Origin of the sequence: Paraburkholderia fungorum, assembly GCF_046027605.1 — a bacterium.
Taxonomy (GTDB): Bacteria; Pseudomonadota; Gammaproteobacteria; order Burkholderiales; family Burkholderiaceae; genus Paraburkholderia; species Paraburkholderia fungorum_F.
Genome location: NZ_JAQQEF010000001.1, coordinates 481871 through 507042 on the forward strand (window position 1 = coordinate 481871; position 25172 = coordinate 507042).

A 25172-nucleotide genomic window follows, 5' to 3' on the forward strand; every position below is an offset into this window, starting at 1 on the left:
GCGACCAAGGAGAGACATCATGGCAGAAGCCGACAGCCCCACAACAGAAAATACGCTGAAGCAACAGGCAACCGAGACGACCGACGGATTCCATCTCGTCATCGATGCGCTGAAACTGAACGACATCGACACCATCTTTGGACTGGTCGGGATTCCCATCACGGACCTGGCGCGTCTTGCGCAAGCGGAAGGGATGCGCTTCATCGGCTTTCGTCATGAACAGCATGCCGGCAACGCCGCGGCGATCGCCGGCTTCATGACGCAAAAGCCGGGTATCTGCCTGACGGTGTCGGCGCCCGGCTTTCTGAACGGCTTGACCGCGCTCGCCAACGCGACCACCAACTGCTTCCCGATGATCCTGATCAGCGGTTCGAGCGAGCGCGAGATCGTCGATCTGCAGCAGGGCGATTACGAAGAAATGGATCAGCTGAACGCAGCCAAACCGTACGCGAAGGCCGCGTATCGCGTGCTGCATGCGGAAGACATCGGCATCGGTGTGGCGCGTGCGATTCGCGCCGCTGTGTCGGGTCGTCCGGGTGGCGTGTATCTGGACTTGCCGGCCAAGCTGCTCGCACAAACCCTGGACGTCGTGAAGGCGCAGCAGTCGCTGATCAAAGTGGTCGACGCCGCGCCGCGTCAGTTGCCGGCGCCCGAATCGGTCAAGCGTGCAATCGACGTGCTGAAGAGCGCCAAGCGTCCGCTGATCCTGCTCGGCAAGGGCGCGGCGTATGCGCAGGCCGACGCGGAGATTCGCGCGTTCGTCGAACAAAGCGGCATTCCGTATCTGCCGATGTCGATGGCCAAGGGCCTGTTGCCCGACACGCACGCGCAATCGGCGTCGGCGGCACGCTCGTTCGTGCTGCAGGAAGCCGATGTGGTCGTGTTGATCGGCGCGCGTTTGAACTGGTTGCTCTCGCACGGCAAGGGCAAGACGTGGGGCGCGGCGCCCAAGCGTTTCGTGCAGGTCGATATTTCGCCGACCGAGATCGACAGCAACGTCGCGATTGCGGCGCCGGTGATCGGCGATATCGGCTCGTGCGTGGCGGCACTGCGTGCCGGTCTCGATGCGGGCTTCGCGAAACCGAACACCGAATGGACCGGCGCGATCGCCGAGCGCAAGAGCAAGAACCTCGAGAAGATGGCCGCCACGCTCGACAAAAACCCGTCGCCGATGAACTTCCACAGCGCATTGCGGGCGATTCGCGATGTCCTGAAGACACGCCCGGACATCAATGTCGTCAACGAAGGCGCGAACACCCTCGACTACGCGCGCAGCATCATTGACATGTACGAGCCGCGCAAACGCTTCGATTCCGGCACGTGGGGAATCATGGGGATCGGCATGGGCTTCGCGATCGGCGCGGCGGTGACGAGCGGCAAACCGGTTGTCGCGATCGAAGGTGACAGCGCGTTCGGCTTCAGCGGCATGGAACTCGAAACCATCTGCCGTTACGAGTTGCCGGTTTGCACGATCGTGTTCAACAACAACGGCGTGTATCGCGGCACCGACGTGAACCCGACGGGCGGCAAGGACGTGGCGCCGACCGTGTTCGTGAAGGGCGCGCGCTACGACAAGATGATCGAGGCATTCGGCGGTGTCGGCCACCACGCCACTACCCCGGAAGAACTGACGAAGGCGCTGCTGGAAGCCATCGCATCGGGCAAGCCGACCTTGATCAATGCCGTCATCGATGAAGCGGCCGGTACCGAAAGCGGCCGCCTGACCAATCTGAATCCGCAAAGCGCGGCAATGAAAAAGTAATCCACAGCAACCACGGAGATACAAAATGACCAAACCGCTCGAAGGTATCAAGATCATCGACTTCACCCACGTTCAGGCCGGTCCCGCGTGCACCCAGTTGCTGGCGTGGTTCGGCGCCGACGTGATCAAGGTTGAACGACCGGGTTCAGGCGACGTCACGCGCAACCAGTTGCGCGATATTCCCGACGCCGACGCGCTGTACTTCACGATGCTCAACAGCAACAAGAAGTCGCTGACGTTGGACACGAAAAAGCCGGAAGGCAAGGAAGTCCTCGAAAAGCTGATCCGCGAATCCGATGTGCTGGTCGAGAACTTCGGCCCGGGCGCTTTGGACCGGATGGGCTTTTCATGGGAACGCCTGAACGAACTCAATCCGAAGATGATCGTCGCCTCGGTGAAGGGCTTCAGCGACGGCCATCACTACGACGACCTGAAGGTCTACGAAAACGTCGCGCAATGCGCCGGCGGCGCGGCATCCACCACGGGCTTCTGGGACGGTCCGCCGACCATCAGCGCCGCGGCGCTCGGCGATAGCAACACCGGCATGCATCTGGCCATCGGCATTCTGACCGCGCTGATCGGGCGCGACAAAACCGGCAAGGGCCAGAAGGTCGCCGTGTCGATGCAGGACAGCGTGCTGAACCTGTGCCGCGTGAAGCTGCGCGATCAGCAACGGCTGGAGCGTGTGGGCTATCTCGAGGAATATCCGCAATATCCGCACGGCGAATTCAGCGATGTGGTGCCGCGCGGCGGCAATGCGGGCGGCGGTGGTCAGCCGGGCTGGGTGCTCAAGTGCAAGGGCTGGGAGACGGATCCGAACGCGTACATCTACTTCACGATCCAGGGCCATGCGTGGGAGCCGATCTGCAAGGCGCTCGGCAAACCCGAGTGGATCGACGACCCCGCCTACAAAACCGCGGAAGCGCGTCAACCGCATATCTTCGAGATCTTCGGCACCATCGAAGGCTGGCTCGCCGACAAGACCAAATTCGAAGCGGTCGACATCTTGCGCAAGTTCGATATTCCGTGCGCGCCGGTGCTGACGATGAAGGAACTGGCCAACGATCCTTCGTTGCGCGCGAGCGGGACGATCGTCGAAGTGCCGCACAAGAAACGCGGCACGTATCTGACGGTCGGCAGCCCCATCAAGTTCTCGGACATGAAGCCGGAGGTCACCGCGTCGCCGCTGCTCGGCGAGCATACGGATGAAGTGCTGGCGAGCCTGGGCTATAGCAAGCAGGACATCTTCAACCTGCACGAAATCAAAGCGGTTTAATGGTGGTACGCCGCAGGTCCATTGGTATGCCTGGGCCTGCGGAGACGGCGTCCTTCGCGGCGCCGTCTCCCATTCAAGGATTTGCGTTTTACATTCGGGGAATGCCATGAAAACAGCCATCGACTTCGAGCAACTCGTCAACGCAATCGGCGACGCGATCATCATGTCCGATGCCGGCGGCAGCATTACGCTGTGGAACCCTGGCGCTGAACGCATGTTCGGCTTCACGCAAAGCGAGGCACTGGGAAAGTCGCTGGATCTGATCATTCCGGAACGTCTGCGCGGCCGCCATTGGGACGGCTATCACAAGACCATGGCAACGGGCGAAACCCGCTATGGCAACGATGTGCTGCGTGTCCCCGCCGTGCATAAAGACGGGCGGGCACTCTCGATCGCCTTTACGGTTGCGTTGCTGCATTCGCCGCAAAACGAACTCACCGGTATCGTCGCTGTGATCCGCGACGAAACCAGCCGCTTCCAGGAAGATCGCCTGCTGCGCAAACGTCTTGCGGAGCTGGAAGCATCCGCGCGCGCGTGAGCGTGAGCGCGCTATTTCGCACGGTTAAACAAGCATCCGTCGCGAGAAGGTCGGCCGCAATTTATATCACAATGAAATATAATTATGACGAAGCGTTCTTTCGTTTCGTGAGGATTTGGCCTTAAGGTGTGGTGCCGTCCCACGTCATACCCGCCACTTTCCTATTCGACCTTTGTCCCGAGACGCCCTCATCCGCTGGTTTTCCAGCTTTGCCCCTCATCCCATGGCCGTTCGGTGGCCGGAACGCTTCAGATCGTGTCTCGGCGCATTGCTGGGGATCGCGTTCACGGGCGGGACCATGCACGTCCTGCTCGGACCGGCGGCGAACATTCCGCTTCTCGTGGCGCCAATGGGCGCCTCCGCCGTGCTGCTGTTCGCCGTTCCTGCCAGTCCGCTCGCGCAACCGTGGTCCATCATCGGCGGTAATCTCGTCTCCGCTACGGTCGGCGTTGCCTGTGCAAGCTGGATTGCCGATCCGGTCGGCGCCGCAGCTCTCGCCGTCGCGCTGGCAATCTGTGCAATGTTTGCGCTGAGGTGCGTTCATCCGCCGTCGGGCGCGGTGGCCCTGACCGCTGTCCTTGGCGGTCCGGCAGTGCATGCTCTGGGCTACCGCTTCGTGGCCGAACCGATCGCGATCCAGTCGCTGCTGCTGTTGTGCGCAGCCATCATCTATCACGCGGCTACCGGGCACCGATATCCGCATGTCGCGCAGAACGCGGCCAAAGGCACGGCGGCATCGGGGGCGCCCCCGAGCGAAGGTTTCACACGTGCAGACCTCGAGGCGGTGTTGAACCGGCGCGGCGAACTGCTCGATATCGACACGGACGATCTGGAATCCCTGCTGCGCGATGTTCAGTTGCAAGCCTACGCCCGCACCTTCAATGAACTGACTTGCGCGGATATCATGTCGCGCTCCCTCGTCGCCGTGTCGGCCATCACAAGAGCTTCCGCCGCGTGGAGCCTGCTGAAACAGCGCCGCATCAAGGCACTTCCGGTCACTGATGAAAAGCAGCACGTGATCGGCATCGTGACCCGCGCCGACCTGGTCGACAAACGCGCGTTCAGCAGAGGAGCCGGTTTGTCGTCCCCCTTGCAACGCTGGTTCCGGCGCAGCATCACACCGGCGCCGCTGGTCGGCGCCCTGATGAACGTCGACGTTCATACCGTCGACGCAACCACGCCAATCGTCGAACTGGTGCCGGTGTTCGCGAACTACGGACACCACCATATCCCGGTTCTGGATTCGAATCGGCGGCTGGCTGGAATGATCACGCAAGCCGACCTGATCGCCGGGCTGTATCGCCAGGCTTACGCTCAGCAAAAACATCGCGCGGCATAACCCGTGTCATGCACACCGAGTTTTGAGCACGAACATAAATATCACGTCATGATATAATCCGCGCTTTACCTCTGTGTACGAGACGCCGATGAAAACCCTCGCTCGCAACCTGACCAAGGCGGACTTCGAGCAACTGTCCGAGTTTCGCTACCAGATGCGGCGCTTCGAGCGTTTTTCCGAGCAGGCCGCCCAAGGCGAAGGCATTACCCCGTTGCAGTATCTGCTGCTTCTGCACATCAAAGGTTATCCGGAGCGCGACTGGGCAACCGTCGGCGAGCTTGCGGAACGGCTCCAGGCGCAGCACCACGGCGTGGTCGCGCTCGTGTCCCGCTGTGAGGCGCTCGATCTGGTCCGCAGACAGGTCAGCGAGACCGACCGCCGCCAGGTCGAAGTTCATTTGTTGAAAGCAGGCGAGCAGGTGCTTGCCCGTCTCGCCCAGATGCACCGAGCCGAACTGAAGTCGCTCAAAGGTGCCTTTAACGTCCCTCAGATCGACTACTGAATCGCCATGAGCCTCGATTCCCATAAGCGCGATTTTTCCACCAACGCGCGGCTTCCCGGCATTTCCGCACTCGCCGCGGTGATTGGCGCCCTGAGCACGCTCGCGGCTTTCGTGCTGCTGAGCCTGATTCATCTGTTCACCAATCTGTTTTTCTTCCAGCAATTTTCGTTTGCGGACCGCTCGCCGGCCCTCAACACGCTGGGTATCTGGGTGGTGATCATTCCCGTGATCGGCGGGGTCATCGTCGGTTTCATGGCCCGTTACGGTTCGGAGAAGATCCGTGGTCACGGCATTCCCGAAGCGATCGAAGCCATCCTGTTCGGCAAGAGCCGCATGTCGCCGAAAGTGGCGATTCTGAAACCGCTGTCGTCCGGCATTGTGATCGGCAGCGGCGGCCCGTTCGGCGCGGAAGGCCCGATCATCATGACGGGCGGCGCATTAGGCTCGCTCATCGCGCAATGCGTGAAGGTCACGTCGGCTGAACGCAAGACACTGCTGGTTGCCGGCGCCGCAGCCGGCATGACTGCGGTCTTCGGCACACCGGTGGCGGCCGTATTGCTCGCGGTCGAACTGCTGCTGTTCGAATGGCGTCCGCGCAGTTTTCTACCGGTCGCCCTTGCATGCGCGGTCGCGGGCTTTGCGCGCGCGGCATTCTTCGGCACCGGGCCACTGTTTCCGCTCGAGACGGCGCCTCCTGGCGCCATGTCGCTGGTGTCCTGCGTGATCGCTGGGTTGATGTCCGGCGCGCTCGCATCGGGTCTGTCCGCCGCGCTCTACAAGACCGAAGACCTGTTCGGCAAGCTGCCCATCCACTGGATGTGGTGGCCCGCGCTCGGCGGCCTCGTCGTCGGCATCGGCGGCTTTCTCGAACCTCGCGCGCTGGGCGTTGGCTACGACGTGATCGGCGACCTGTTGCACCAGCACATTGCCATCCAGATCGCGCTGGCGATCCTGGTCGTGAAGGCGGTGATCTGGGTCGTGGCGCTGGGCTCGGGCACCTCAGGCGGCGTGCTGGCGCCGTTGCTCATGCTGGGTGCGGGGCTCGGCGTCGTATTCGGCCACGTGCTGCCGGGCGGCGAGCCTGCGCTGTGGCCGCTCGTCTGCATGGCGGCCACGCTCGGCGCTACGCTGGGCGCGCCGCTGACCGCCATCGTGTTTGCCTTCGGCCTCACGCACGACAGCAACGCGTTGCTGCCGCTGCTCGCCGCGACGCTGGTCGCGCACGGGTTTGCCACGGTCTTCATGAAGCGCTCCATCATGACCGAGAAAATTGCCCGGCGCGGCTATCACATTTACCGCGAATACGGCGTCGATCCGCTTGAGCGCCACCATGTCGACGAGGTGATGTCGCGTACCGTCGAAACGATCGATGGCGATCTATCCGTGGGCGAGGCGCTGGAAACGTACTTCGGCACGACGCAGACGCATCGCGCCTATCCGGTCGTGCGTGAAGGCGTGCTGGCAGGCGTCGTCGATCGCGCGGTACTCGAAAAAGTTCGCGATGACGAAACGGAGCATGCGCTCGACTCGCGCCTCGCCGACGTATTGCGCCACCGCTCCCCCGCTTTTGCATTGCCCAGTGAAACCTGCCGGCTCGTCGCAACGCGGCTGGCGGTGCACGGTCTCGAACGGCTGCCGGTGGTCGCGGACGCCGGCACGCTGCAACTGGTCGGCATGGTGTCGCGCAGCGATCTGGTCAAACCGTCTCTTGCTCACTTCGACGAGGAGCACAAGAAGGAGCGCTTTCGCCGCTTGCGGTTCCACACCGGCAAGCGGCACTTCCCGCCGGTTCCTTAAGCGAACCGCCGGTCAGACGTACTACGGGCGAGCCACTCGGACTCGCCCGCCACGCGCCTACCGCAATGCATGACAACTTGCCCAACGTTCGCATTCAAGGCAACATCGCCTGCTTGATGGCGCGGTATCGAACCACACCGGCCACCCACATTCACGGAATGAATGCAGGCGAACCACGGCCGCTCAATGAAACGCTTCGAATTGCTGGCCAACACCATGGCCAACGAAATCCGCACGGGCAGCCGCCCTGCGGGCTCTCGCATGCCCTCGCTGAGACAGCTCACCACGCAGCACGGTGTCAGCCAGTCCACCGTGTTTCGCGCCTACTATCTGCTCGAAGAGTGGGGCTTGATTCGGGCACGCGAGCGCTCGGGCTATTACGTCGCACCAGGCGCCGCGCTCGAACAACCCAAGACGCCACGCCCATCGCCCGCCCTGGAGTCAGCCAAAGTCGAAATCACCGATCTTGTCTTCTCGGTGCTCGAAGCGGCCAAGCATCCCGATATCGTTCCGCTGGGCTCGGCATTCCCCTCTCCGCAACTTTTCCCACTTCAACGCCTCGCGAAATCGCTCGGACACGCGAGCCGGCTAATCAGTCCCTGGAGCACCGTGGTCGACTTGCCGCCCGGCAATGAGGCGCTGCGCCGCCAGATTGCGTTGCGGTACATGGCGATGGGTATTGCCCAGCCGATGGAGGAAATCGTCGTCACGAATGGCGCGCTGGAAGCGCTCAATCTTTGTCTGATGGCGGTGACGCGACCGGGCGACGTCGTGGCGGTGGAGTCGCCCGGATTCTATGCGGCCCTGCAGGCCATTGAGCGTCTCGATTTGCGGGCGGTGGAGATTCCCGTCGATCCGGTTGAGGGCCTCGATTTGCAGGCGCTCTCGGATGCGCTCGACAAACACCCGATTCGGGCATGCTGGTTCATGACCAATTTCCAGAATCCGACTGGCGCGGCCATGTCGCTCGAAAAGAAGCAAGCACTGGTCGAGCTTCTTGCCCGGCACGACGTGCCGCTCATCGAGGACGATGTCTACGGCGAACTGCACCATGCGCCGACGTACCCGCTACCCGCCATAGCCTATGACAAGCAGGGCCTCGTCATGCATTGCAGTTCGTTTTCCAAGACGCTTGCACCGGGATACCGCATTGGATGGGTCGCGGCGGGCCGCTTCGCCGACAAGGTCCAGCGTCTGAAGTTGATGACCACTTTGTCGGCCAGCATTCCAGCCCAGGCGGGCATCGCGGACTATCTTCAGCACGGCGGGTACGACAAGCATCTACGGAAACTGCGGGGTTCGTTCCGTAGTCAACTGAGCGCGATGGATACCGCGTTACACCGCTGGATGCCGGACGATTCGCACTGGACGCGGCCGTCCGGCGGCTATTTCCTGTGGGTTCGGCTGCCACCGCGAGTCGATGCCATGCAACTGCACCGCCTCGCGATAGAGCACGGCATCAGCATCGCGCCGGGACCCATCTTCTCCGCACGGCACGCGTTCCGGGATCACGTTCGATTGAATTTCGGCCATCCATGGAGCGACCCGATGGAGAGCGCCATCAAGACGCTGGGCTCGCTGCTCGAACGCGCCAGCGAATGAACAGCGCACGCCCTCTCCACGCTGCCGGCATGTTCGTGTTCGTGTCTACCGGCCGATCGGCGGCACTGCTCAATGCGCGACGTTGATCGCAAGCTTCGCGAGTGCGAACAGCGTTGCGCCGAAACCTCCAGCGAGCACCACGGCGATGAACGGCAACAGCGGTAGCTTGACACCCACCATATCGGCCTGGTGCGAGGCGCCACGGCGGATGCCGAAAAAACTCCACAGCACGATTCGCGTCATCTTCAACAGGTTCATGGCATCACCTCTCAAGGCAGGATTGTTTCATCTCACGCGAGAGTTTGAGCCGGGTGGCCCAGGTATAAAAGCAGCAGTTGCAAACAATTCCGGCGCAGCAGTTTGCGCTGCCACTTCCGCCCGGTTGCTCGCCTGCAGCCCCGCCCGCCATCTGCTAGCGCATTTTTGACGGCATCTGCTACTTTTCGGCGATCGCCGTTGCCTCTATCGTTCGCGCTAGACGACCGTTGGAGTTTCCCCAAGCCGACGCCCCGACAAGCTACCTCGTAGGTAGCCGCAGACGCACCGGACCATGTACCAATACACCGAGTTTGACAAATCATTCGTGCGCAGCCGCGCGGCGCAGTTTCGCGACCAGCTCGAGCGCTGGCAGTCTGGGAAACTCAGCGAGGACGACTTTCGCCCACTGCGTCTGCAGAACGGATGGTATGTACAACGACACGCGCCCATGCTGCGTGTCGCCGTCCCGTACGGCGAGCTGTCGAGCGCGCAGTTGCGCATGCTCGCCCGAGTCGCGCGCGAGTACGATGAGCCCGAGGCAGAGGTCTACAGGCTGGCGTCCGAGGCACAGCGGCGGCTCGGCACTTTGCATCTGCCGACTCACTACGCGCACTTCACCACGCGCACCAACGTGCAGTTCAACTGGATTCCACTCTCGAAAGCAGCGGATGTGATGGAGCTGCTCGCGAGCGTCGACATGCACGGCATTCAGACCAGCGGCAACTGCATTCGCAACATTTCCTGCGACGAACGCGCGGGCGTTGCCCCGGACGAAATCGCCGACCCACGGCCGTTCGCCGAGATCATGCGTCAATGGACAACGCTTCATCCCGAGTTCGCGTTTCTGCCGCGCAAGTTCAAGATTGCGGTCACCGGCGCGAGCGAAGACCGGGCCGCGACGGATTGGCATGACGTCGGTCTGCGGCTCCTGAAAAACGACGCGGGCGAGCTTGGCTTTCGGGTAACGGTCGGCGGAGGGATGGGGCGGACGCCGATGATCGGCACGGTGCTCCGCGATTTTCTGCCATGGCGGCAGATCATGAATTACATCGAAGCGGTAGTGCGGGTCTATAACCGCTACGGTCGGCGCGACAACAAGTACAAGGCGCGTATCAAGATTCTGGTCAAGGCCGAGGGCCAACGATATATCGACGAGGTGGACGAGGAATTCCGTCAGATCGTCGAACTCGACGGCGGTCCGCACACCATCCCTCAAACTGAGTTCGACCGTGTGAGTGCGTCGTTCATACCGCCGGCTTTGAAGAGCGGAACCCGCGAACGCGATGGGAACGTGCGTCCAGACCCGCGCGTGCAAGCGGAACTCAATCCTCGTTTTGGCCGTTGGCTGCAGCGCAACGTGGCGCCGCACAAGGACCCGGCGCTGCGTATCGTCACGCTGTCGTTCAAGCGCCTGATGCAGGCCCCAGGCGACGCGTCCGCGGATCAGCTCGATACCGTCGCCGATCTGGCCGAGCGATTTTCCGCCGGAGAAGCACGCGTGACGCACACGCAGAACATCGTGTTGCCATGGGTTCATGCCGACGACCTGTTCCTGCTTTGGAAGTCCGCTTGCGACGCGGATCTCGCAAGCGCAAACGTCCATCTGCTCACCGACATGATCGCCTGTCCGGGCGGCGATTTTTGCGCGCTTGCCAACGCCCGCTCGATTCCCATTGCGCACGCCATTGCCGAACGCTACCAGGACCTGGACGAACTCGACGACATAGGTGAAGTCGATTTGCACATCAGCGGCTGCATCAACTCGTGCGGCCATCACCATAGCGGTCACATCGGCATTCTCGGTGTCGACAAGGACGGCGAGGAGTGGTATCAGGTCACGCTCGGCGGAGCGGACGGCAAGCAGGCGAGCGGCGCGGCGCAACCTGGCAAGGTGATCGGCCCATCGTTCTCCGCCGCCGAGATTCCTGACGTCGTCGAGGCGATTCTTTCGACTTACCGCGATCTGCGCAGCACCGGCGCAACGCGGGAAACTTTTATTCAAACGCTAAGGCGCATCGGAGTGGAACCGTTCAAGGCCGCAGCCAACGACGCCCGCTGCAAAGCCGAGGTCTCGTTATGAAAAACGGCACCCTGACAATTTTGACGACGTCAGAGCATCTCGCTGACAACGCCGAGAATCCCGTTCAACTCGCCAACGACGCCGACCCGGCAACACTCGGCGATCAGCTTGGAAGCATCGAGCGCATCGACCTGCACTTTCCGCATTTCACGGACGGTCGCGCGTACAGCCAGGCCTATCTGCTGCGTCGCAGGCTCGGATTCAAGGGCGATTTACGCGCGACGGGCGATGTCCTGATAGACCAGCTCGTGCAGATGGAAAGAACCGGCTTTTCCAGCGCCGTCCTGAAAGAGGGCGTCGACCCGACCGACGCGAAACGGCAGTTCGAACGTTTCCCCGGGTTCTACCAATAAGCGCGCGGCTCACCCGCTGTGCCTGATCCGTCAATGCCCGTCAATGCATCAGCCAGCGTGTCCGTGACTGCCCTTCTCACTGTCGAGATGGGCCATCTGGGCCGCCGCGTAACGATCGCCCGCGGCAGCCCCGATCGGCACCGCTCGCGCGATCTCAGCCAGATCGTCCGCCGTCAGCGTCACGTCAACCGCACCGAGTGCTTCGGCAAGACGATCGCGCCGGCGCGCGCCAACGAGCGGCACGATATCGCTGCCTTGGGCGGCAACCCACGCAATCGCGATCTGCGCAACCGAAACGCCTTTTGCGTCAGCCACCTTGCGCAGCGCATCCACGAGCGCGAGATTGTGATCGACGTTGTCCCCCTGGAAGCGCGGACTCATGGCGCGAAAATCGCCTTTGGCCGCGGCGTCCTTGCTCCAGTGGCCGCTGATCAAGCCGCGGGATAACACGCCATAGGCCGTGACGCCAATGCCGAGCTCACGGCACACCGGCAGTATCTCGTCTTCAATGCCGCGTGAAATCAGCGAGTACTCGATCTGCAGGTCGCTCACCGGATGTGCCGCCGCAGCGCGGCGGAGGGTCGTCGCGCCGACCTCGGACAAACCGACGTGCCGCACATAGCCGGCTTTGATCATGTCGGCGATCGCCCCGACCGTGTCTTCGATCGGCACGTTGGGATCGAGCCGCGCAGGACGGTAGATGTCGATATGATCGACGCCCAGCCGCTGCAGCGAATAAGCGAGAAAGTTTTTGACCGCTGCCGGACGTGCATCGTAAAGCGACCAGCCGCCGGCGGGATCTCGCATGGCTCCGAATTTCACGCTGATGATCGCCGCGTCGCGCCGTGAAGGCGGCGCGCTTTTCAGCGCCTCGCCGATCAGAATTTCGTTGTGGCCCGAGCCGTAGAAATCGCCTGTATCGAGCAGCGTGATGCCAGCTTCGAGCGCGGCGTGAATCGTGGCAATGCTTTCGGCGCGGTCGGAAGGACCGTACATGCCCGACATTCCCATGCAGCCGAGACCGATGGCGGAGCTTTGCGGACCCGTCTTGCCCAGTTGAAGTTGCTTCATCATGTTCCTCGCTAGTTGCGCCGCACGCAGGGCGCTTGAGCGCAAGTATCGGCCGAATTTCCGCGTGCGATAATCCGTCTCAATCTGGATGACCTGTGCGGAAAAGCGAACAATGCAGGAACCCGACCTTTCCGATCTGAAAGCCTTTGTCGCCGTGACGCGGGCACGTGGATTCCGCTCTGCCGCACTGACAGGCGGCGTGTCGGCCTCGTCGCTTAGCGAGGCGGTGCGGCGGCTCGAACAGCAGCTCGGCGTGCGGTTGCTCAACCGCACGACGCGCAGCGTCACGCCAACGGAAGCCGGCCAGCGTCTATTCGAACGGCTCGCGCCGGCATTCGGCGAAATCGCCATCGCGCTGGATGCGGTGAACCTCTTTCGTGAAAGTCCTACTGGAACGCTGAGGTTGAACGTTCCGTCGATCGCGGCGAGAGAGATCCTGCCCGCACTTCTCACCCGCTTTCTGGCCGCTCACCCGGGTATCACAGTGGACGTCGGCACCAACGACACGTTCATCGATATCCTCGCGGCGGGCTTCGATGCCGGCATCCGCTACGACGAACGCCTCGAGCGCGACATGATCGCCGTGCCGATCGGCCCGCGCGTTCAACATTTCGTCGCGGCGGCCTCGCCGTCCTACCTCGCGGCCCGCGGCATGCCACTACATCCAGGCGAGCTGCTGAACCACGCGTGTATCGGACATCGCTTCGACAGCGGCGTGCTCGCGACATGGGAATTCCGGCGGGGCGACGAGATCGTGCGCATCGAGCCGAACGGACCGATGATCGCTTCCGTGATCGAACTGGAAAGAGGCGCGGCCGTCGAGGGACTGGGGATCGTCTATTCGTTCGACGAGTTCCTGCGGCCGGCAATCGAGCGAGGCGAGCTCGTACGGGTGCTCGACGAGTGGTGTCAATCCTTCACCGGGCCGTTTTTGTACTACCCGAGCCGGACGCATATGCCGGCTCCGCTCAGGGCATTCGTCGACTTTATTCGCGCTTAATCCGCTGCGACGACGTCGATACGCAACGCTTCCCCACCGGCCGCAATCGCGAGCAAACGGTCGACGTTCGGGTGTGCACCCGGACGGTTGCGGGCGTCGGCCGTATGCTCGGCGAACAGCAGCAGACCGTGTTCGGCTGCCTTGGCGTCCAGCGTGCCGAATGCCTGCTTCAGATAGTGGTACACCGCCAGCGAGCCCTGCTTGCCCGGCTTGTTCTCGATGCTTGCCGCCACGACGCCTTTGCCGTCGACCAGATCGATACGTTCGATACCGTCGATGGCAGGCAGTTGGGCGAGGTTGTCCTTGAACACGTTGCTCGGTTGAATCACTGAAAACACTCCTTCTGTTCGGAAAATTGCGGCGAGCCGTATCTTATCCGATGGGGACTTTGGCATTACGTCAGAACAATCAGGCTTGCTGGGCGACTGGCGGGCACACTTCGGTTTTTCCGAACCTTCTCTCCTGAATTAACAGATTTATCCGATCCGCCTCCGCACCCAAACTGAGGCTCACCATCACTGCGGACACGGTCCGCGCCAGGAGCCACAACATGCGAACCTATCCGCGTAATAGTCCTCAAGCCGCCGCACGCATCGTCGCGCTGGCGCTCACTTCCGACGGCCACGTCAGCAGCGCGGAAGAGCGCGCACTCGAAGGCCTGGATATGGCGGACGAACTCGGCCTCGCGCCGGCGCAATTCGCGCAGATCGTCCAGGCGCTGTGCGAGGATCAGTCGGTCGCGCACACGCCATTCGCGCCGCCGGTCGGCCAACTCGACGCGGCCCTGCTCGCCACCCTGATCGACGAGATCGACGACCCCGCGTTGCGCCGCAAGGTGATTCGCCTGTGCATTGCCGTCACGATCGCGGACGACTATCTGGCGGACGGCGAAATCGCCTTGCTCGCCGCCGTGTTCAACGCGTGGGGGTTTGCGCCTGCACGGGCAGCAAGCCGGCAAGGCACCCCGCCACGCCCACCGCGCGATCAGGATCGCGCGCTGGCAACCACCTGAGAGGCGAGCGCATGATGTTGCCCGCGCCGCGAGCGGATGGCGTGGATCTCGTCGATCACGCCTTCCGCCCGCCCGAGCCAGCGCAATCTGCGCAGCAGCGCTGCGTCTTCGGCGCCCAGTTCCGCGAGCGGAAACACGCCGAGACCACGTGCGGCGAACACTGCCATCAGCGCGCTGTCTTCGAATTCCCCGACGATCCGCGGCCGGATCCCTTCGGCCTCGAACCAGCGGTCGAGCCGCGCGCGCAACGCGCCATGCCCGGTGGGCAGGAGGACCGGCAGATCGGCGAGACATTGCGGAAAGCCGGCACGCGCGGCCTTGCGGACGATCTCCGCGGGGCCATACCAGTCGACGGGCGATCCCACGATGCGCTGGCTCACCACGCGCAGGTCCGCGTTGTGCGGCGCGGGCTGGCAGGCGAGAACGAGATCGAGCCGATGGAGCGCAAGTTCCGACAGCAGTTGCGCAGGTTCCCCCTCGTGACATAGCAGCCTGAGCGACGGCGTGCCGAGCACCGGCGCCAGCAGCGCGTGCGCGGCGAGCTTTGAAATACCGTCGGAAAGACCCACGGCGAGCCGCGCAACCCCTTCGCCGCCCGTCTCGCGCATCTCGTCGAGCAACGCCTCGCCGATCTGAAAGATCTGCTCCGCCCGGTTGAATGCCGTCTCGCCGGCCTCGGTCATCGTGACGCCGCGCCCTGCCGGTTTCAGCAACTGACGCCCAATCGATTTTTCCAGCTCGCGCACCTGCGCGCTGATCGTCTGAACGGCCATGTCGAGACGCTCGGCCGCGCGCGCAAAACCGCCCTCCTTCACGACGATCCAAAAATAGTAGAGATGGCGATAGTTGAGCATAGGCTAGACACTTCGAAAAAACCGATATGTTGCTCAGATTATCACTGATTTATCCGCACCATGAAGACGGCGATGATGACGGCATACCAACATTACCGGCGATTATTCGTTGACGAACCCCATGGACGTCCTACTCATCCTCACTGCCGATCCCGCCGCATGGGCTGCGCTTCTCACGCTGGTCGTGATGGAGATCGTGCTCGGCATCGACAACCTGATCTTCATCTCGATCCTCAGCAACAAGCTGCCGGAAGCGCAACGCGCGCGCACGCAGCGCATGGGCATCATGCTCGCGCTCGTGCTGCGGCTCGGCCTGCTCGGCACCGTCGCGTGGATCGCGCAACTGACCGCACCCGCCGTGACGCTGTTCGGCCACGCGTTTTCGTGGCGCGATCTGATCCTGCTGGGTGGCGGCCTGTTTCTCGTCTGGAAGGCGACGAGTGAGATTCATCACCACGTCGTCCATTCGGAAGAAGCACGTGACAAGGCGAACACGACTGTGCAGTTGACCGCCTTGGCTGCGATCGGACAGATCCTCGTGCTCGATATCGTGTTTTCGGTCGACAGCATCATCACTGCGGTCGGGATGACGGAGCACCTGCCGATCATGTTCATCGCGGTCATTGCAGCGGTCATGGTGATGCTGTTTGCTGCGGCCCCGCTGTCGCGCTTCATTGATCGCAATCCGACCGTTGTCATGCTGGCGCTCGGCTTCCTGCTCGTGATCGGCATGACGCTGATCGCAGAAGGTTTTGGTTCGCACGTGCCGAAGGCTTACATCTACGCGGCCATGGCGTTCTCCGCGTTTGTCGAGGCTTTGAACATGCTCGTGCGCCGGGCGAAATCGAAGCGGACGGCTAACGCGGAGTCGTGAACACCGCTATGACGTCCGCACATGCAAAGAGCGTTCGACGTCCTCGAACGACGTAACGCCGGATCGTTTTTTCGGAGTCGGGCAGCTCGGTATGCCGAGCGTTCGATGTGTTTTTGTACCTTTGAGGAGCAACGAAATGAAATGCCCTGTTTGCAAGACCACCGATCTGCTGATGAGCGAGCGACGCTCGGTTGAAATCGACTACTGCCCGGTTTGCCGGGGCATATGGCTCGATCGTGGCGAACTCGACAAGCTGATCGCACTGGACGTTGAGAACCCTGATACTTCCGCGTCGGCACGCGTCAGCCGGGAAAGTCACCGCGACAGCCCCCGGGACGGCCACCGCGATCGAGATCGAGACCATGCATACGAAAACAACCGCGCGTACGACGATCGCCGACAGGATTATCGCGGGCACAAAAAGAAACGCTCGATCTTCGACATGTTCGATTTCGGCTGAAGGTGACCCCGACTGCGTGCACCAGCTCATCCAGGCCCGACTGCTCGCGCGATCAGCACCCACCCCGTCGCGACGACGCCCACACCGATCAAGCGCGCCACGCGCTCACCACGTGGCGCCAAACGTTCGACGGTGATGGCCGCCGTCACGACGGCCATCACACGCCAATCCATCATCCCAAGAACGAGCAGGACCATCGTCAGACCGGCACAGCAGTAGCCACAGTGAAGGCCGAGGCGTAAGCCCTGTCGCCACGCCGTGACGGCGTCCGCAGGCAATGCAGGCAGCAATGCGGGCAACGCAGGCGCTGCAAGCGGCGCAGCCACCATCACGCAGCGTCCCGGCGCCGCACGGCAGCAGGCAAGACGGCGCGTCTTCCACGCGGTGAACTGCAGCGCACCGGCAATCAGCACAATCACACCCGCCGCGAGCGGAACGGCACGCGCCAACGCCGGCAGTTCCATCTCGAGCGCCGCCAGCGCAACGCCCAGTGGGAATACGGCCATGCCGAACGCGCTCCACACGAAGAAGTAACCCGCGCTCACCAGCACCGTCAGCCAGTCCAGACGCATCGCGCCGATTCCGCCGACGGCCTCGCGATAACGCCACAGCATGGGGACGAGAGAGGGCAGCATCATCGCAACCATCATCACAGTCCACATGCCGAGAAACGATGCCGCCGCGCCGGGCCATGTCTGCCCGCACATCCGCAGCCACGTCATCGACATGGACCAGCCGCCGGGCATCGGCATCTCGCCCATCGCCGACATGGACGCTGCAGCGACGGTCGTCACCCCGGTGCTCACGACGAAGAGCAGCGCCGAGACGCCGAGGAACACCCGCTGCGAAACTCGCGCGTCGATCGAGCGTCCCGGCATTGCCCGTGCTCCGGTTGCGCAAACCTGTTCCATCATCGGGCTCAGCGCGTCTCGTACTCGTCGTGCCGCTTCCACCAGACACCCGTCTCGTTGCGCCCCTTCGGCGCGCGGTCGAGCCACTGGTACATGCCCCAGATGCCGTCCACGCCGCGCGCATAGGTGGAATACGTGTGATAGACGACGCCGTCCTCGAGGACGAATGCGCTCAAGCCCGGCCGGTCACGCGTGTACGTCGCCGCGTCGGTTCCACAGGTGGCCGCGAACTGGGCGACGGGCTCCGGGACTTGCGTCTCGTCCATCGCGTGACCGCCCCGCTCGTAGTTGTATTCGATGCGGCCCTCGCGCTGTTGCGCCTCGGTGAACGCGATGTTGAAGTCGAAGTTGAAATCGCTGCCCGCCGAGGACGCCCACGGGAACGTCCACCCCATCCGGCGTTGATACGTCTGGAGCTTCTCGAGCGGTGCCCGCGACACCGCCATGAGCGTGACGTCGTGATTCGCCAGATGAACCACGAGGCCGTCGAACCCATCCGCAATCGAGGAGCACGACGGGCACCCCGCCTTGTAATCGGGGCCGAACATGAAGTGGTAGACGAGGAGCTGGGAGCGGCCTTTGAAGAGCTCTGCCAGCGAGGCGCTTCCCGCAGCGGTTTCGAACCGGTATGCCTTGTCGACCCGCACCCAGGGGAGTGCCTGCCGCTGCTGCACAAGCGCATCGCTCTGCCGCGTCAACGCCTTTTCCGCCTTGAGCAACTCCAGTCGCGCCGCCAGCCACGCTTCACGTGTCCCGGTGGTATGTGTTGTCATCCTGCTTCCCTCCTTGGGAGTCCTTCGTCGCTCGTTCAGTGGTCGATACGACGTTCTGGTTGGTGGTCGTGCTAGATTAGTCACGGGCACCGGACGGTGGGAGTGACAAGTGTGGCGCGATTTGAATAGACCATGGACTCGCTAGTGACAGCCGCGGCGCGTGCGCTCGCGGCGGGCGATCCGCTCGGCGCACTGAACCGCGTCGCCCTGCGCGAAGACGCGCCTGCGCTCGCTTTGCGAGGCATCGCGATGGCGCAGCTCGGCGACCTCGTTCGGGCGAAAGCGCTCGTGCGAAGTGCCGCGCGCGCCTTCGGCCCCAAAGAGCCGGTGGCCCGCGCGAGATGTGTGGTCGCCGAGGCCGAAATCGCGCTCGCCTCACGCGATCTGGGGTGGCCCGCGAAAGCGCTCGACGCCGCGCGGGCCACGCTCGAAGCACACGGCGACCGGGTGAACGCCGCGCATGCGCGGTATCTCGAGGTCCGGCGCCTGCTCCTGATCGGGCGCCTCGATGACGCCGAGCGCCTGCTCGCCAGACTCGACCCCGCGCCCTTCCCGCCCGCCTTGAGAGCCGCCCATGAGCTGGTCGTCGCGGGCATCGCCATGCGCCGCCTCCAGACGAATACGGCACGCTCAGCGCTCGCGAGAGCCGAGCGCGCCGCGCACCATGCGGGGATTCCAGCGCTGACGGCGGAGGTCGAAAGCGCACGCCTGCTCCTGAACACACCGGCGGCGCGTCTGATCGCGCATGGCGAGGAGCGGCCCCTGCTGCTCGAAGAGGTTGAAGCGTTACTGGCGTCGCAGGCGCTGATCGTCGACGCGTGCCGTTATGTCGTGCGTGAAGCGCGCATCGTGGTTCCGCTCGCGAGGCGCCCGGTGTTGTTCGCGCTCGCCCGCGCGCTGGCCGAAGCGTGGCCCGAGGACGTCTCGCGGGACGCACTCATCGCGCGGGCATTTCGGACCAGGCACCCCGATGAAACGCATCGCGCCCGCCTGCGCGTCGAAATCGGGCGGCTTCGCGCGTTGCTTGGCACGCTGGCCGGCGTGAACGCGACCAAGCGTGGCTTCGCGCTGGTACCGCACGGCGCGCGCGAGGTGGTCGTACTCGCGCGGCCGGTTGAAGAACCGCACGCGATGGTGCTCGCCTTCCTCGCCGATGGCGAATCGTGGTCGAGCTCGGCGCTCGCGATTGCGCTGGACGCCAGCCAGCGCACCATGCAGCGGGCCCTCGACGCGCTGGCGGCAGGCGGCAAGGTGCAATCGTTCGGCCGCGGGCGGGCGCGGCGCTGGATGACGCCGCCCATGCCCGGATTCACGACAACATTGTTACTCCCCGCTCCCCTTACTGAGTGATCAGGATGGAAACATGAACCGATCAGCCGCCAGAATCGTGCGTGAATATGGACCCTTTCCGGGCGTCGACAGCGTGCATGGCGTCACTTATGACGGTCAGCACGTCTGGATCGCCAGCGGCGACAAGCTGAACGCCTTCGATCCGGCAAGCGGCCAAACGCTGCGCTCGATCGATGTCGCCGCGCAGGCAGGAACGGCCTTTGACGGCCAGCATCTATTTCAGATCGCCGGCGATCTCATCCAGAAGATCGATCCTGATAGCGGCCGCGTACTCGCGACGATCCCAGCACCGGGTGGCGGCGGCGGTAACTCGGGGCTCACGTGGGCCGAAGGAACGCTCTGGGTGGGGCGGTATCAGGACCGGCAGATTCTTCAGGTCGATCCCGAAACCGGCGCGATACTTCGCACGATCGATTCCAACCGCTTCGTCACCGGCGTCACCTGGAGCGACGGTGAACTCTGGCATGCCACCTGGGAAGGTGACGAAAGCGAATTGCGGCATGTCGATTCCCGTACGGGAGAAGTTCTGGAGAGCCTCGAGATGCCGCCCGGCGTTTACGTGTCGGGACTCGAGTCCGATGGCGGCGATCAGTTCTTCTGCGGCGGCGGAACCAGTGGGAAAGTGAGAGCGGTCCGCCGGCCCGGGCGAGACGCGGAGGCGAGCGTCGAATCCGCGAGCGAATAGTCGAACCCAATCGCCGCGTCAACGTCAGCCTCGAGCCACTCGCAACTCGCCCATGCGGAGTTGTCCATACACTCAACGAGTCGGGGCACGGTGGCGCTGGCAATTCAAGAATCTAAAAGAGTGAGTGCATGACCACCATGAAATTCGACGCCGTCGTGCTCGGCGCGGGCATTGTCGGTGTATGCGTTGCCGTGCATCTTCAGAAACGCGGCCGCCAGGTTGCGTTAGTCGACCGCAAACTGCCCGGCAACGAAACCTCGTTCGGTAACGCCGGGCTGATCCAGCGCGAAAGCGTGTACCCCTATGCGTTTCCACGCGACCTCGGCACCTTGCTTCGGTACGCGCGCAACCAGTCGCTGGACGTTCGCTACCATGCCGACGCCATCCTCAAGACGGCGCCGTTCCTGTGGCAGTACTGGCGCAATTCTCATCCGGCAAAACACGCCGCGATCGCGAAGTCGTACTCGACGCTGATCGAGCATTGCGTGGACGAGCACCGCGCGCTGGCCGCGGCTGCCGGCGCCAGCGCGCTATTGCGCCCGACGGGCTGGATCAAGGTGTTTCGCACCGAACAGGTACGGGACGCGGAAACCCGGAACGCTGAACGATGGCATCGGGAATATGGTGTCGAGTTCGAAGCGCTCGACCCAAACGGCCTGCAACAGAAGGAACCGGATCTCGACAGGAGCTTGTCAGGCGGGTTGCGTTTTACGGCATCCGATTCCGTGAACGATCCTAATGCGCTCGTCACCGCTTACGCAAAATACTTCGAAGCGCTGGGCGGACGGTTTTTCATCGGCGACGCGGATTCGTTTCGTGAGGGTTGGGCGGTCAATACGGAAGCCGGCACGATCGCCGCTTCATCGGCGGTGGTTGCGCTGGGGCCGTGGTCCGATCGCGTCAGTTCACGGCTCGGCTACCGCTTGCCCCTTGCCGTCAAACGCGGGTATCACATGCACTATGCGTCGGAGGCATCGGCGCGCCTGAATCATCCGGTTCTGGACGTCGAGAACGGCTACCTGCTGGCGCCGATGGCCAAAGGCATCCGCTTGACCACGGGGGCGGAAATCGCGCACTGCGACGCGCCCAAAACGCCCGCGCAGCTCGCCGCCGTCGAGCCGATTGCGCGCACGCTGTTTCCGTTGGGCCAGCGTCTCGACGACGAAGCATGGATGGGACGGCGCCCCTGCACAGCCGACATGATGCCGATTATCGGACCCGCGACCCAACACAAGAACTTGTGGTTTGCGTTTGGCCATGCGCACCACGGGCTGACGCTCGGCCCAGTCACGGGCCGGCTGATCGCCGAAATGATGACGCACGAAGAGACGCTCGTGGACACGCGGCCGTTCAGGGTGGAGCGGTTTTAGAACGGTCAGCGGTACAACGCCGACGGCACTGCGGGCAGGGGCCAGGCGCTCCGCAACGAGGGCGGATGTGGACAAGGCGTTCGAGGCGCTGCATTATCTGCTGACCATTAAACAACACCAGCGACGCGGCAAGGTCAACGCTAATGCCCAGGCACAACCCTGCGCTTCTTCGCAATGAAAAGCACCCAATGACACCGGGCCGCCGGCGGCTTCTGATCGCCGGCGTAATACTGCTGATCGTCGCGTTAGGCTGGGGCATATCGGTCATCGTCGAGCCCGCCTTCCGGCACACGATCGTCATCACAACCGGCGCCGACAAAGGCATCTATCGCGGCTTTGCGGATCGCTATGCGCCCATCCTGAAACGTGACGGCATCACGCTCGATATCCGCAGTTCGTCGGGCTCAAATGAGAACTATCAGCGCCTGAAGGATCCGGACAGCGCATACGAGGTGGGCTTCATCCAGTCCGGCACGACCAGTCCGAAAGAAACCGATCATCTGGAAACGATCGCCGCGGTCTCCTATGAACCGATCTGGGTGTTCTACCGTGGCGGCTCCGCCGATTCCACCATTAACCAACTGGCACAACTACGCGGCAAAAGGATATCCATCGGCGTTCCTGGCAGCGGCCTCCTGAACGTCTCCCAGGTATTGCTCGGCTACAGCGGTGTCACACGGAACAATACGACGCTGCTCGAAATGGATGCCGCCAAGGCCTATCAGGCCCTCGAAAACGGTCAACTCGATGCGGCTTTCTTCATCGGCCGGCCCGATGCGCCCATGCAAGCAACGTTGCTGAACAGCAATCTCAAACTGATGAGCTTTGCGCAGGCCGATGCGCTGGTGCAGAAATTCCCGTCGCTATCCAAGGTGATTTTCCCGCGCGCCGCGACCAGTATCGTGAACGATCTGCCACAAAAAGATGTCACGCTGGTCGCCGCCACGGCCTTGCTCGTCGCCAGGGACTCGCTGCACCCTGCGCTCGTCTACCTGTTGCTGGACGCGGCTAAAACCGTCCACGGCGGCGAAGATTACTTCACGCCGCGTGGCGTGTTTCCCAATCTGAACACCGAGGAATTTCCTGTTTCCGAAGAGAGCGAGCGTTACTTCAAAACAGGGCGCCCCTTCCTGCAACGCTACCTGCCATTCTGGCTGGCCAGTTTTGTCGAACGACGTCTGCTGATCCTGCTTCCGTTCATGGCATTACTGCTGGGGCTGCTCCAGGCGTTGCCGCGCATGGTCGAGGCACGCATAAAGAAGCGCCTGGTTGTCTGGTATCGCGAGATCAAAGCGCTCGAAGATGAGATATGGAAAAACAGCCATCCAGACGCAAACCAGATCGCGCGGTGGAAGGACGAGATCGAGCACATCGATGCGCATGCCAATCAGATCCGGATGCCGCAAAGTTACTTCCAGGATGTTTACGCACTCAAACAGGCGATTGCCGTAGTGCGGAACCGAATTTACCGCGTGGCGGGGGAACCATAGCGGCGAGCCGCCGCGTGCGGCGCTTGCCAGGCTACGAAGGACGCAGCAGGAGCTTCTGTACTCGCCAGTTCAAAAGCTCAGCGACATACAGCACATTCTCGGACGGACAGGCCATTTGATGAATCCAGCCAAACTGCTTCAGTTGCTTGCCGGATTGACCCAGCACGCCGAGCAGTTTTCCTTCGAGCGTCAGTTTGTAGATGCGACCCGGAAACGCGTCGGAACTGTAAAGCACCTGATTCGGGCCCGGTGAAATGCAGATCGCCCAAGGCGAGCCTGGCGCAAAGGTGCCCGCGGCTATCGTGGCTTCGTCCGGCACATTGCCGATTGCGGGTTGAGCGCCGGGCGGCACCGGTACGTCGATGGTGAACTGCCGCTGGAAATTGCCTTCGCCGTCGAACACCTGAATGCGGCGGTTGCTGCGATCGGCAACATAGACGAGGCCTTTCGCATCGACGGCAATGCTGTGGGGCGTATGGAACTGGCCCGGACCGGTGCCGCGATCGCCCCACGATTTGAGCCAGTTGCCGTCCTTGTCGACTTTCGCCACGCGAGAATTGATGTATCCGTCGCTGATATAGGTGTTGTCGGCGCTGTCCCACGCAACGTCGGTGACCTGCCTGAAGCGTCCCGGCTCCGATGGCAAAGGCGGATTCGGATGCTTGAGCGGCCCCGTTTCCTCGTCCGACGCCTCCTGCTTACGGCCAAAAACCATGGCGACACGTCCCTCCGGGGTGAACTTGATCACCATGTCGGAACCTTTGTCGGTCACCCAGATATTGTCGTGCCGGTCGATCTTGACCGTGTGTGCGAACGACCAGGCATACAGGTTGTGGCCGATTTCGCGGACGAAACGACCGTCTGGCGCGAACTCGAGAAGTTGGGCCGCGGCCGCGCCGTAGGCAGGGCCAATCGAGTTGCCGCGCGAGAGCACAAAGATATGCCCCTTCGAGTTGAAACTCACGCCCGAACACTCGCCGAAATAAACGTCACGCGGAAGATGTAAAAAATCGGGAACCGATTCGTAAGCAATGCCGGGGACCGACTCCGCATACGCGAGGCCGGAGAACAAGGCAAGCGCCGCGGCACTTTCGGCCGCCAGAGTCAGGAAGCGGCGACGGCTGAAGGCAGCGCTTTGGGAGTCACTGCAGCACACACAGGCGTATGACTGTTGATCGCTCATTGGCTTTGCTTCCTCTCGGTGTCGTTGCATTCAATACCGAGGACAGTCATTGCGTTATAGTGGTTTTCCCCTGCAACCGCCATGCGCGGTGCTTCACTCAAGGTGATATCCATGCTCAGGAATATTTCGCAAGCAAGCTTCGCAATCATCGCCGCATCAATGCTAGCCGCGTGTGCAACGCCGCCTGCGAGTCCACCCAATGTATCCCTCGACCCACCTCAAGCCGAGCGCTTGATGACACTCGCTGCGTCCGGCGTGCAGAACTATTCGTGTGAATTCGACGCACAGCATCGTCTGGGATGGGTGTTCAAGAGTCCGCAAGCGACACTCTACGACGCGAGCGGCCACGCTGCGGTCCGGCATGGCGCGGGACCGTCATGGGAGGCGGAAGATGGAAGCCGGATCGTCGGCCGCGTGCTCGCGCAGCAGCCCAGCGACACACGGGCGAGCATCCCCCAGCTGTTACTCGAAACGCACAGCACGTCCGGCAGCGGCACACTTTCAGCGGTGCGGTATGTGCAGCGCCTCCATACCGTCGGCGGGTTAGCGCCAACGGCACCGTGCTCGACCGAACATCAAGCCGGCAGCTCGCCTTACCTCGCGGACTACGTGTTCTACCGGTAATCGCCCAC

Annotated in this window: 26 protein-coding genes; 18 read left to right on the plus strand and 8 right to left on the minus strand. The window is 62.7% G+C overall.

The window, feature by feature from the left end; genetic code table 11:
• Positions 1–19: 19 nt before the first annotated feature.
• From oxc to PQR53_RS02045, 7 genes are all read left to right on the plus strand, one after another.
• Positions 20–1762: an oxalyl-CoA decarboxylase gene (gene oxc / locus PQR53_RS02015; RefSeq protein ID WP_408450893.1), complete on the plus strand. Its 1743-nt coding sequence runs from the start codon at positions 20–22 to the stop codon at positions 1760–1762.
• A gap of 25 nt (positions 1763–1787) precedes the next feature.
• Positions 1788–3038: a formyl-CoA transferase gene (gene frc, locus PQR53_RS02020; RefSeq protein ID WP_408340583.1), complete on the plus strand. Its 1251-nt coding sequence runs from the start codon at positions 1788–1790 to the stop codon at positions 3036–3038.
• Positions 3039–3144: 106 nt separating this feature from the next.
• Positions 3145–3576 (plus strand): PAS domain-containing protein, encoded by a 432-nt coding sequence (locus PQR53_RS02025; protein ID WP_408450894.1) that lies wholly within the window; start codon positions 3145–3147, stop codon positions 3574–3576.
• A gap of 172 nt (positions 3577–3748) precedes the next feature.
• Entirely contained in the window at positions 3749–4915 is a 1167-nt protein-coding gene (locus PQR53_RS02030; RefSeq protein WP_408450895.1) for an HPP family protein, read from the plus strand.
• Between the two features lie 88 nt (positions 4916–5003).
• The gene (locus tag PQR53_RS02035; protein ID WP_179740310.1) at positions 5004–5417 is read left to right on the plus strand and encodes a MarR family winged helix-turn-helix transcriptional regulator; all 414 of its coding nucleotides are present in this window, start codon (positions 5004–5006) and stop codon (positions 5415–5417) included.
• Between the two features lie 6 nt (positions 5418–5423).
• Complete coding sequence (locus PQR53_RS02040; RefSeq protein WP_408450896.1) at positions 5424–7214, plus strand: chloride channel protein; 1791 nt, start codon at positions 5424–5426, stop codon at positions 7212–7214.
• A gap of 186 nt (positions 7215–7400) precedes the next feature.
• Complete coding sequence (locus PQR53_RS02045) at positions 7401–8816, plus strand: aminotransferase-like domain-containing protein (protein ID WP_408450897.1); 1416 nt, start codon at positions 7401–7403, stop codon at positions 8814–8816.
• Between the two features lie 69 nt (positions 8817–8885).
• On the opposite strand, the gene PQR53_RS02050 is transcribed toward PQR53_RS02045, so the two are convergent.
• The gene (locus PQR53_RS02050; protein WP_408450898.1) at positions 8886–9074 is read right to left on the minus strand and encodes a DUF2970 domain-containing protein; all 189 of its coding nucleotides are present in this window, start codon (positions 9072–9074) and stop codon (positions 8886–8888) included.
• 292 nt (positions 9075–9366) lie between these two features.
• Between PQR53_RS02050 and PQR53_RS02055 the strand changes: the two genes are divergently transcribed.
• Positions 9367–11154 (plus strand): nitrite/sulfite reductase, encoded by a 1788-nt coding sequence (locus tag PQR53_RS02055; protein ID WP_408450899.1) that lies wholly within the window; start codon positions 9367–9369, stop codon positions 11152–11154.
• Positions 11151–11507 (plus strand): DUF934 domain-containing protein, encoded by a 357-nt coding sequence (locus PQR53_RS02060; protein WP_408450900.1) that lies wholly within the window; start codon positions 11151–11153, stop codon positions 11505–11507. The genes PQR53_RS02055 and PQR53_RS02060 overlap by 4 nt, the downstream gene beginning before the upstream one ends.
• A gap of 48 nt (positions 11508–11555) precedes the next feature.
• Here the strand turns inward: PQR53_RS02060 and PQR53_RS02065 are convergent, their stop codons facing one another.
• Complete coding sequence (locus PQR53_RS02065; protein WP_408451159.1) at positions 11556–12578, minus strand: aldo/keto reductase; 1023 nt, start codon at positions 12576–12578, stop codon at positions 11556–11558.
• Between the two features lie 112 nt (positions 12579–12690).
• Here PQR53_RS02065 and PQR53_RS02070 point away from each other — a divergent pair, with 112 nt between their 5' ends.
• Entirely contained in the window at positions 12691–13578 is an 888-nt protein-coding gene (locus tag PQR53_RS02070) for a LysR family transcriptional regulator (protein WP_408450901.1), read from the plus strand.
• On the opposite strand, the gene PQR53_RS02075 is transcribed toward PQR53_RS02070, so the two are convergent.
• Positions 13575–13907 carry a DUF2322 family protein gene (locus tag PQR53_RS02075; RefSeq protein ID WP_408450902.1) on the minus strand — a complete coding sequence of 111 codons (333 nt, stop codon included), beginning with the start codon at positions 13905–13907 and terminating at the stop codon, positions 13575–13577. The genes PQR53_RS02070 and PQR53_RS02075 overlap by 4 nt on opposite strands.
• A gap of 221 nt (positions 13908–14128) precedes the next feature.
• Here PQR53_RS02075 and PQR53_RS02080 point away from each other — a divergent pair, with 221 nt between their 5' ends.
• On the plus strand, positions 14129–14590 hold the full coding sequence (locus PQR53_RS02080; RefSeq protein ID WP_408450903.1) for a TerB family tellurite resistance protein: 462 nt from the start codon (positions 14129–14131) through the stop codon (positions 14588–14590).
• Here PQR53_RS02080 and PQR53_RS02085 read toward each other — a convergent pair.
• Entirely contained in the window at positions 14563–15444 is an 882-nt protein-coding gene (locus PQR53_RS02085; RefSeq protein WP_408450904.1) for a LysR family transcriptional regulator, read from the minus strand. The genes PQR53_RS02080 and PQR53_RS02085 overlap by 28 nt on opposite strands.
• A gap of 121 nt (positions 15445–15565) precedes the next feature.
• On the opposite strand from PQR53_RS02085, the gene PQR53_RS02090 reads away from it, so the two are divergent.
• Both PQR53_RS02090 and PQR53_RS02095 read left to right on the plus strand, forming a co-directional pair.
• The gene (locus tag PQR53_RS02090) at positions 15566–16318 is read left to right on the plus strand and encodes a TerC family protein (RefSeq protein ID WP_408450905.1); all 753 of its coding nucleotides are present in this window, start codon (positions 15566–15568) and stop codon (positions 16316–16318) included.
• Between the two features lie 136 nt (positions 16319–16454).
• Positions 16455–16778 carry a TFIIB-type zinc ribbon-containing protein gene (locus PQR53_RS02095; RefSeq protein ID WP_408451160.1) on the plus strand — a complete coding sequence of 108 codons (324 nt, stop codon included), beginning with the start codon at positions 16455–16457 and terminating at the stop codon, positions 16776–16778.
• A 26-nt stretch (positions 16779–16804) separates the two neighbouring features.
• On the opposite strand, the gene PQR53_RS02100 is transcribed toward PQR53_RS02095, so the two are convergent.
• Together PQR53_RS02100 and PQR53_RS02105 are read right to left on the minus strand one after the other, a co-directional pair.
• On the minus strand, positions 16805–17656 hold the full coding sequence (locus PQR53_RS02100) for a DUF2182 domain-containing protein (RefSeq protein WP_408450906.1): 852 nt from the start codon (positions 17654–17656) through the stop codon (positions 16805–16807).
• Positions 17657–17697: 41 nt separating this feature from the next.
• Positions 17698–18462: a DUF899 domain-containing protein gene (locus PQR53_RS02105; RefSeq protein ID WP_408450907.1), complete on the minus strand. Its 765-nt coding sequence runs from the start codon at positions 18460–18462 to the stop codon at positions 17698–17700.
• A gap of 132 nt (positions 18463–18594) precedes the next feature.
• On the opposite strand from PQR53_RS02105, the gene PQR53_RS02110 reads away from it, so the two are divergent.
• From PQR53_RS02110 to PQR53_RS02125, 4 genes are all read left to right on the plus strand, one after another.
• A complete protein-coding gene (locus PQR53_RS02110) occupies positions 18595–19812 on the plus strand; it encodes a helix-turn-helix domain-containing protein (RefSeq protein WP_408450908.1) in 1218 nt (405 codons plus the stop codon).
• A 13-nt stretch (positions 19813–19825) separates the two neighbouring features.
• A complete protein-coding gene (locus PQR53_RS02115; RefSeq protein WP_408450909.1) occupies positions 19826–20497 on the plus strand; it encodes a Vgb family protein in 672 nt (223 codons plus the stop codon).
• A 137-nt stretch (positions 20498–20634) separates the two neighbouring features.
• Entirely contained in the window at positions 20635–21867 is a 1233-nt protein-coding gene (locus PQR53_RS02120; protein WP_408451161.1) for an NAD(P)/FAD-dependent oxidoreductase, read from the plus strand.
• 188 nt (positions 21868–22055) lie between these two features.
• Positions 22056–23357 (plus strand): TAXI family TRAP transporter solute-binding subunit, encoded by a 1302-nt coding sequence (locus PQR53_RS02125; RefSeq protein WP_408450910.1) that lies wholly within the window; start codon positions 22056–22058, stop codon positions 23355–23357.
• A 31-nt stretch (positions 23358–23388) separates the two neighbouring features.
• Here PQR53_RS02125 and PQR53_RS02130 read toward each other — a convergent pair whose 3' ends face one another.
• Entirely contained in the window at positions 23389–24540 is a 1152-nt protein-coding gene (locus tag PQR53_RS02130) for a peptidyl-alpha-hydroxyglycine alpha-amidating lyase family protein (protein WP_408450911.1), read from the minus strand.
• On the minus strand, positions 24537–24740 hold the full coding sequence (locus PQR53_RS02135) for a hypothetical protein (protein ID WP_408451174.1): 204 nt from the start codon (positions 24738–24740) through the stop codon (positions 24537–24539). Before PQR53_RS02135 ends, PQR53_RS02130 begins: the two co-directional genes overlap by 4 nt.
• Between PQR53_RS02135 and PQR53_RS02140 the strand changes: the two genes are divergently transcribed.
• Positions 24652–25164, plus strand: coding sequence for a DUF3455 domain-containing protein (locus PQR53_RS02140; RefSeq protein WP_408450912.1), 513 nt, complete (start codon positions 24652–24654; stop codon positions 25162–25164). The genes PQR53_RS02135 and PQR53_RS02140 overlap by 89 nt on opposite strands.
• Positions 25165–25172 lie beyond the last annotated feature (8 nt).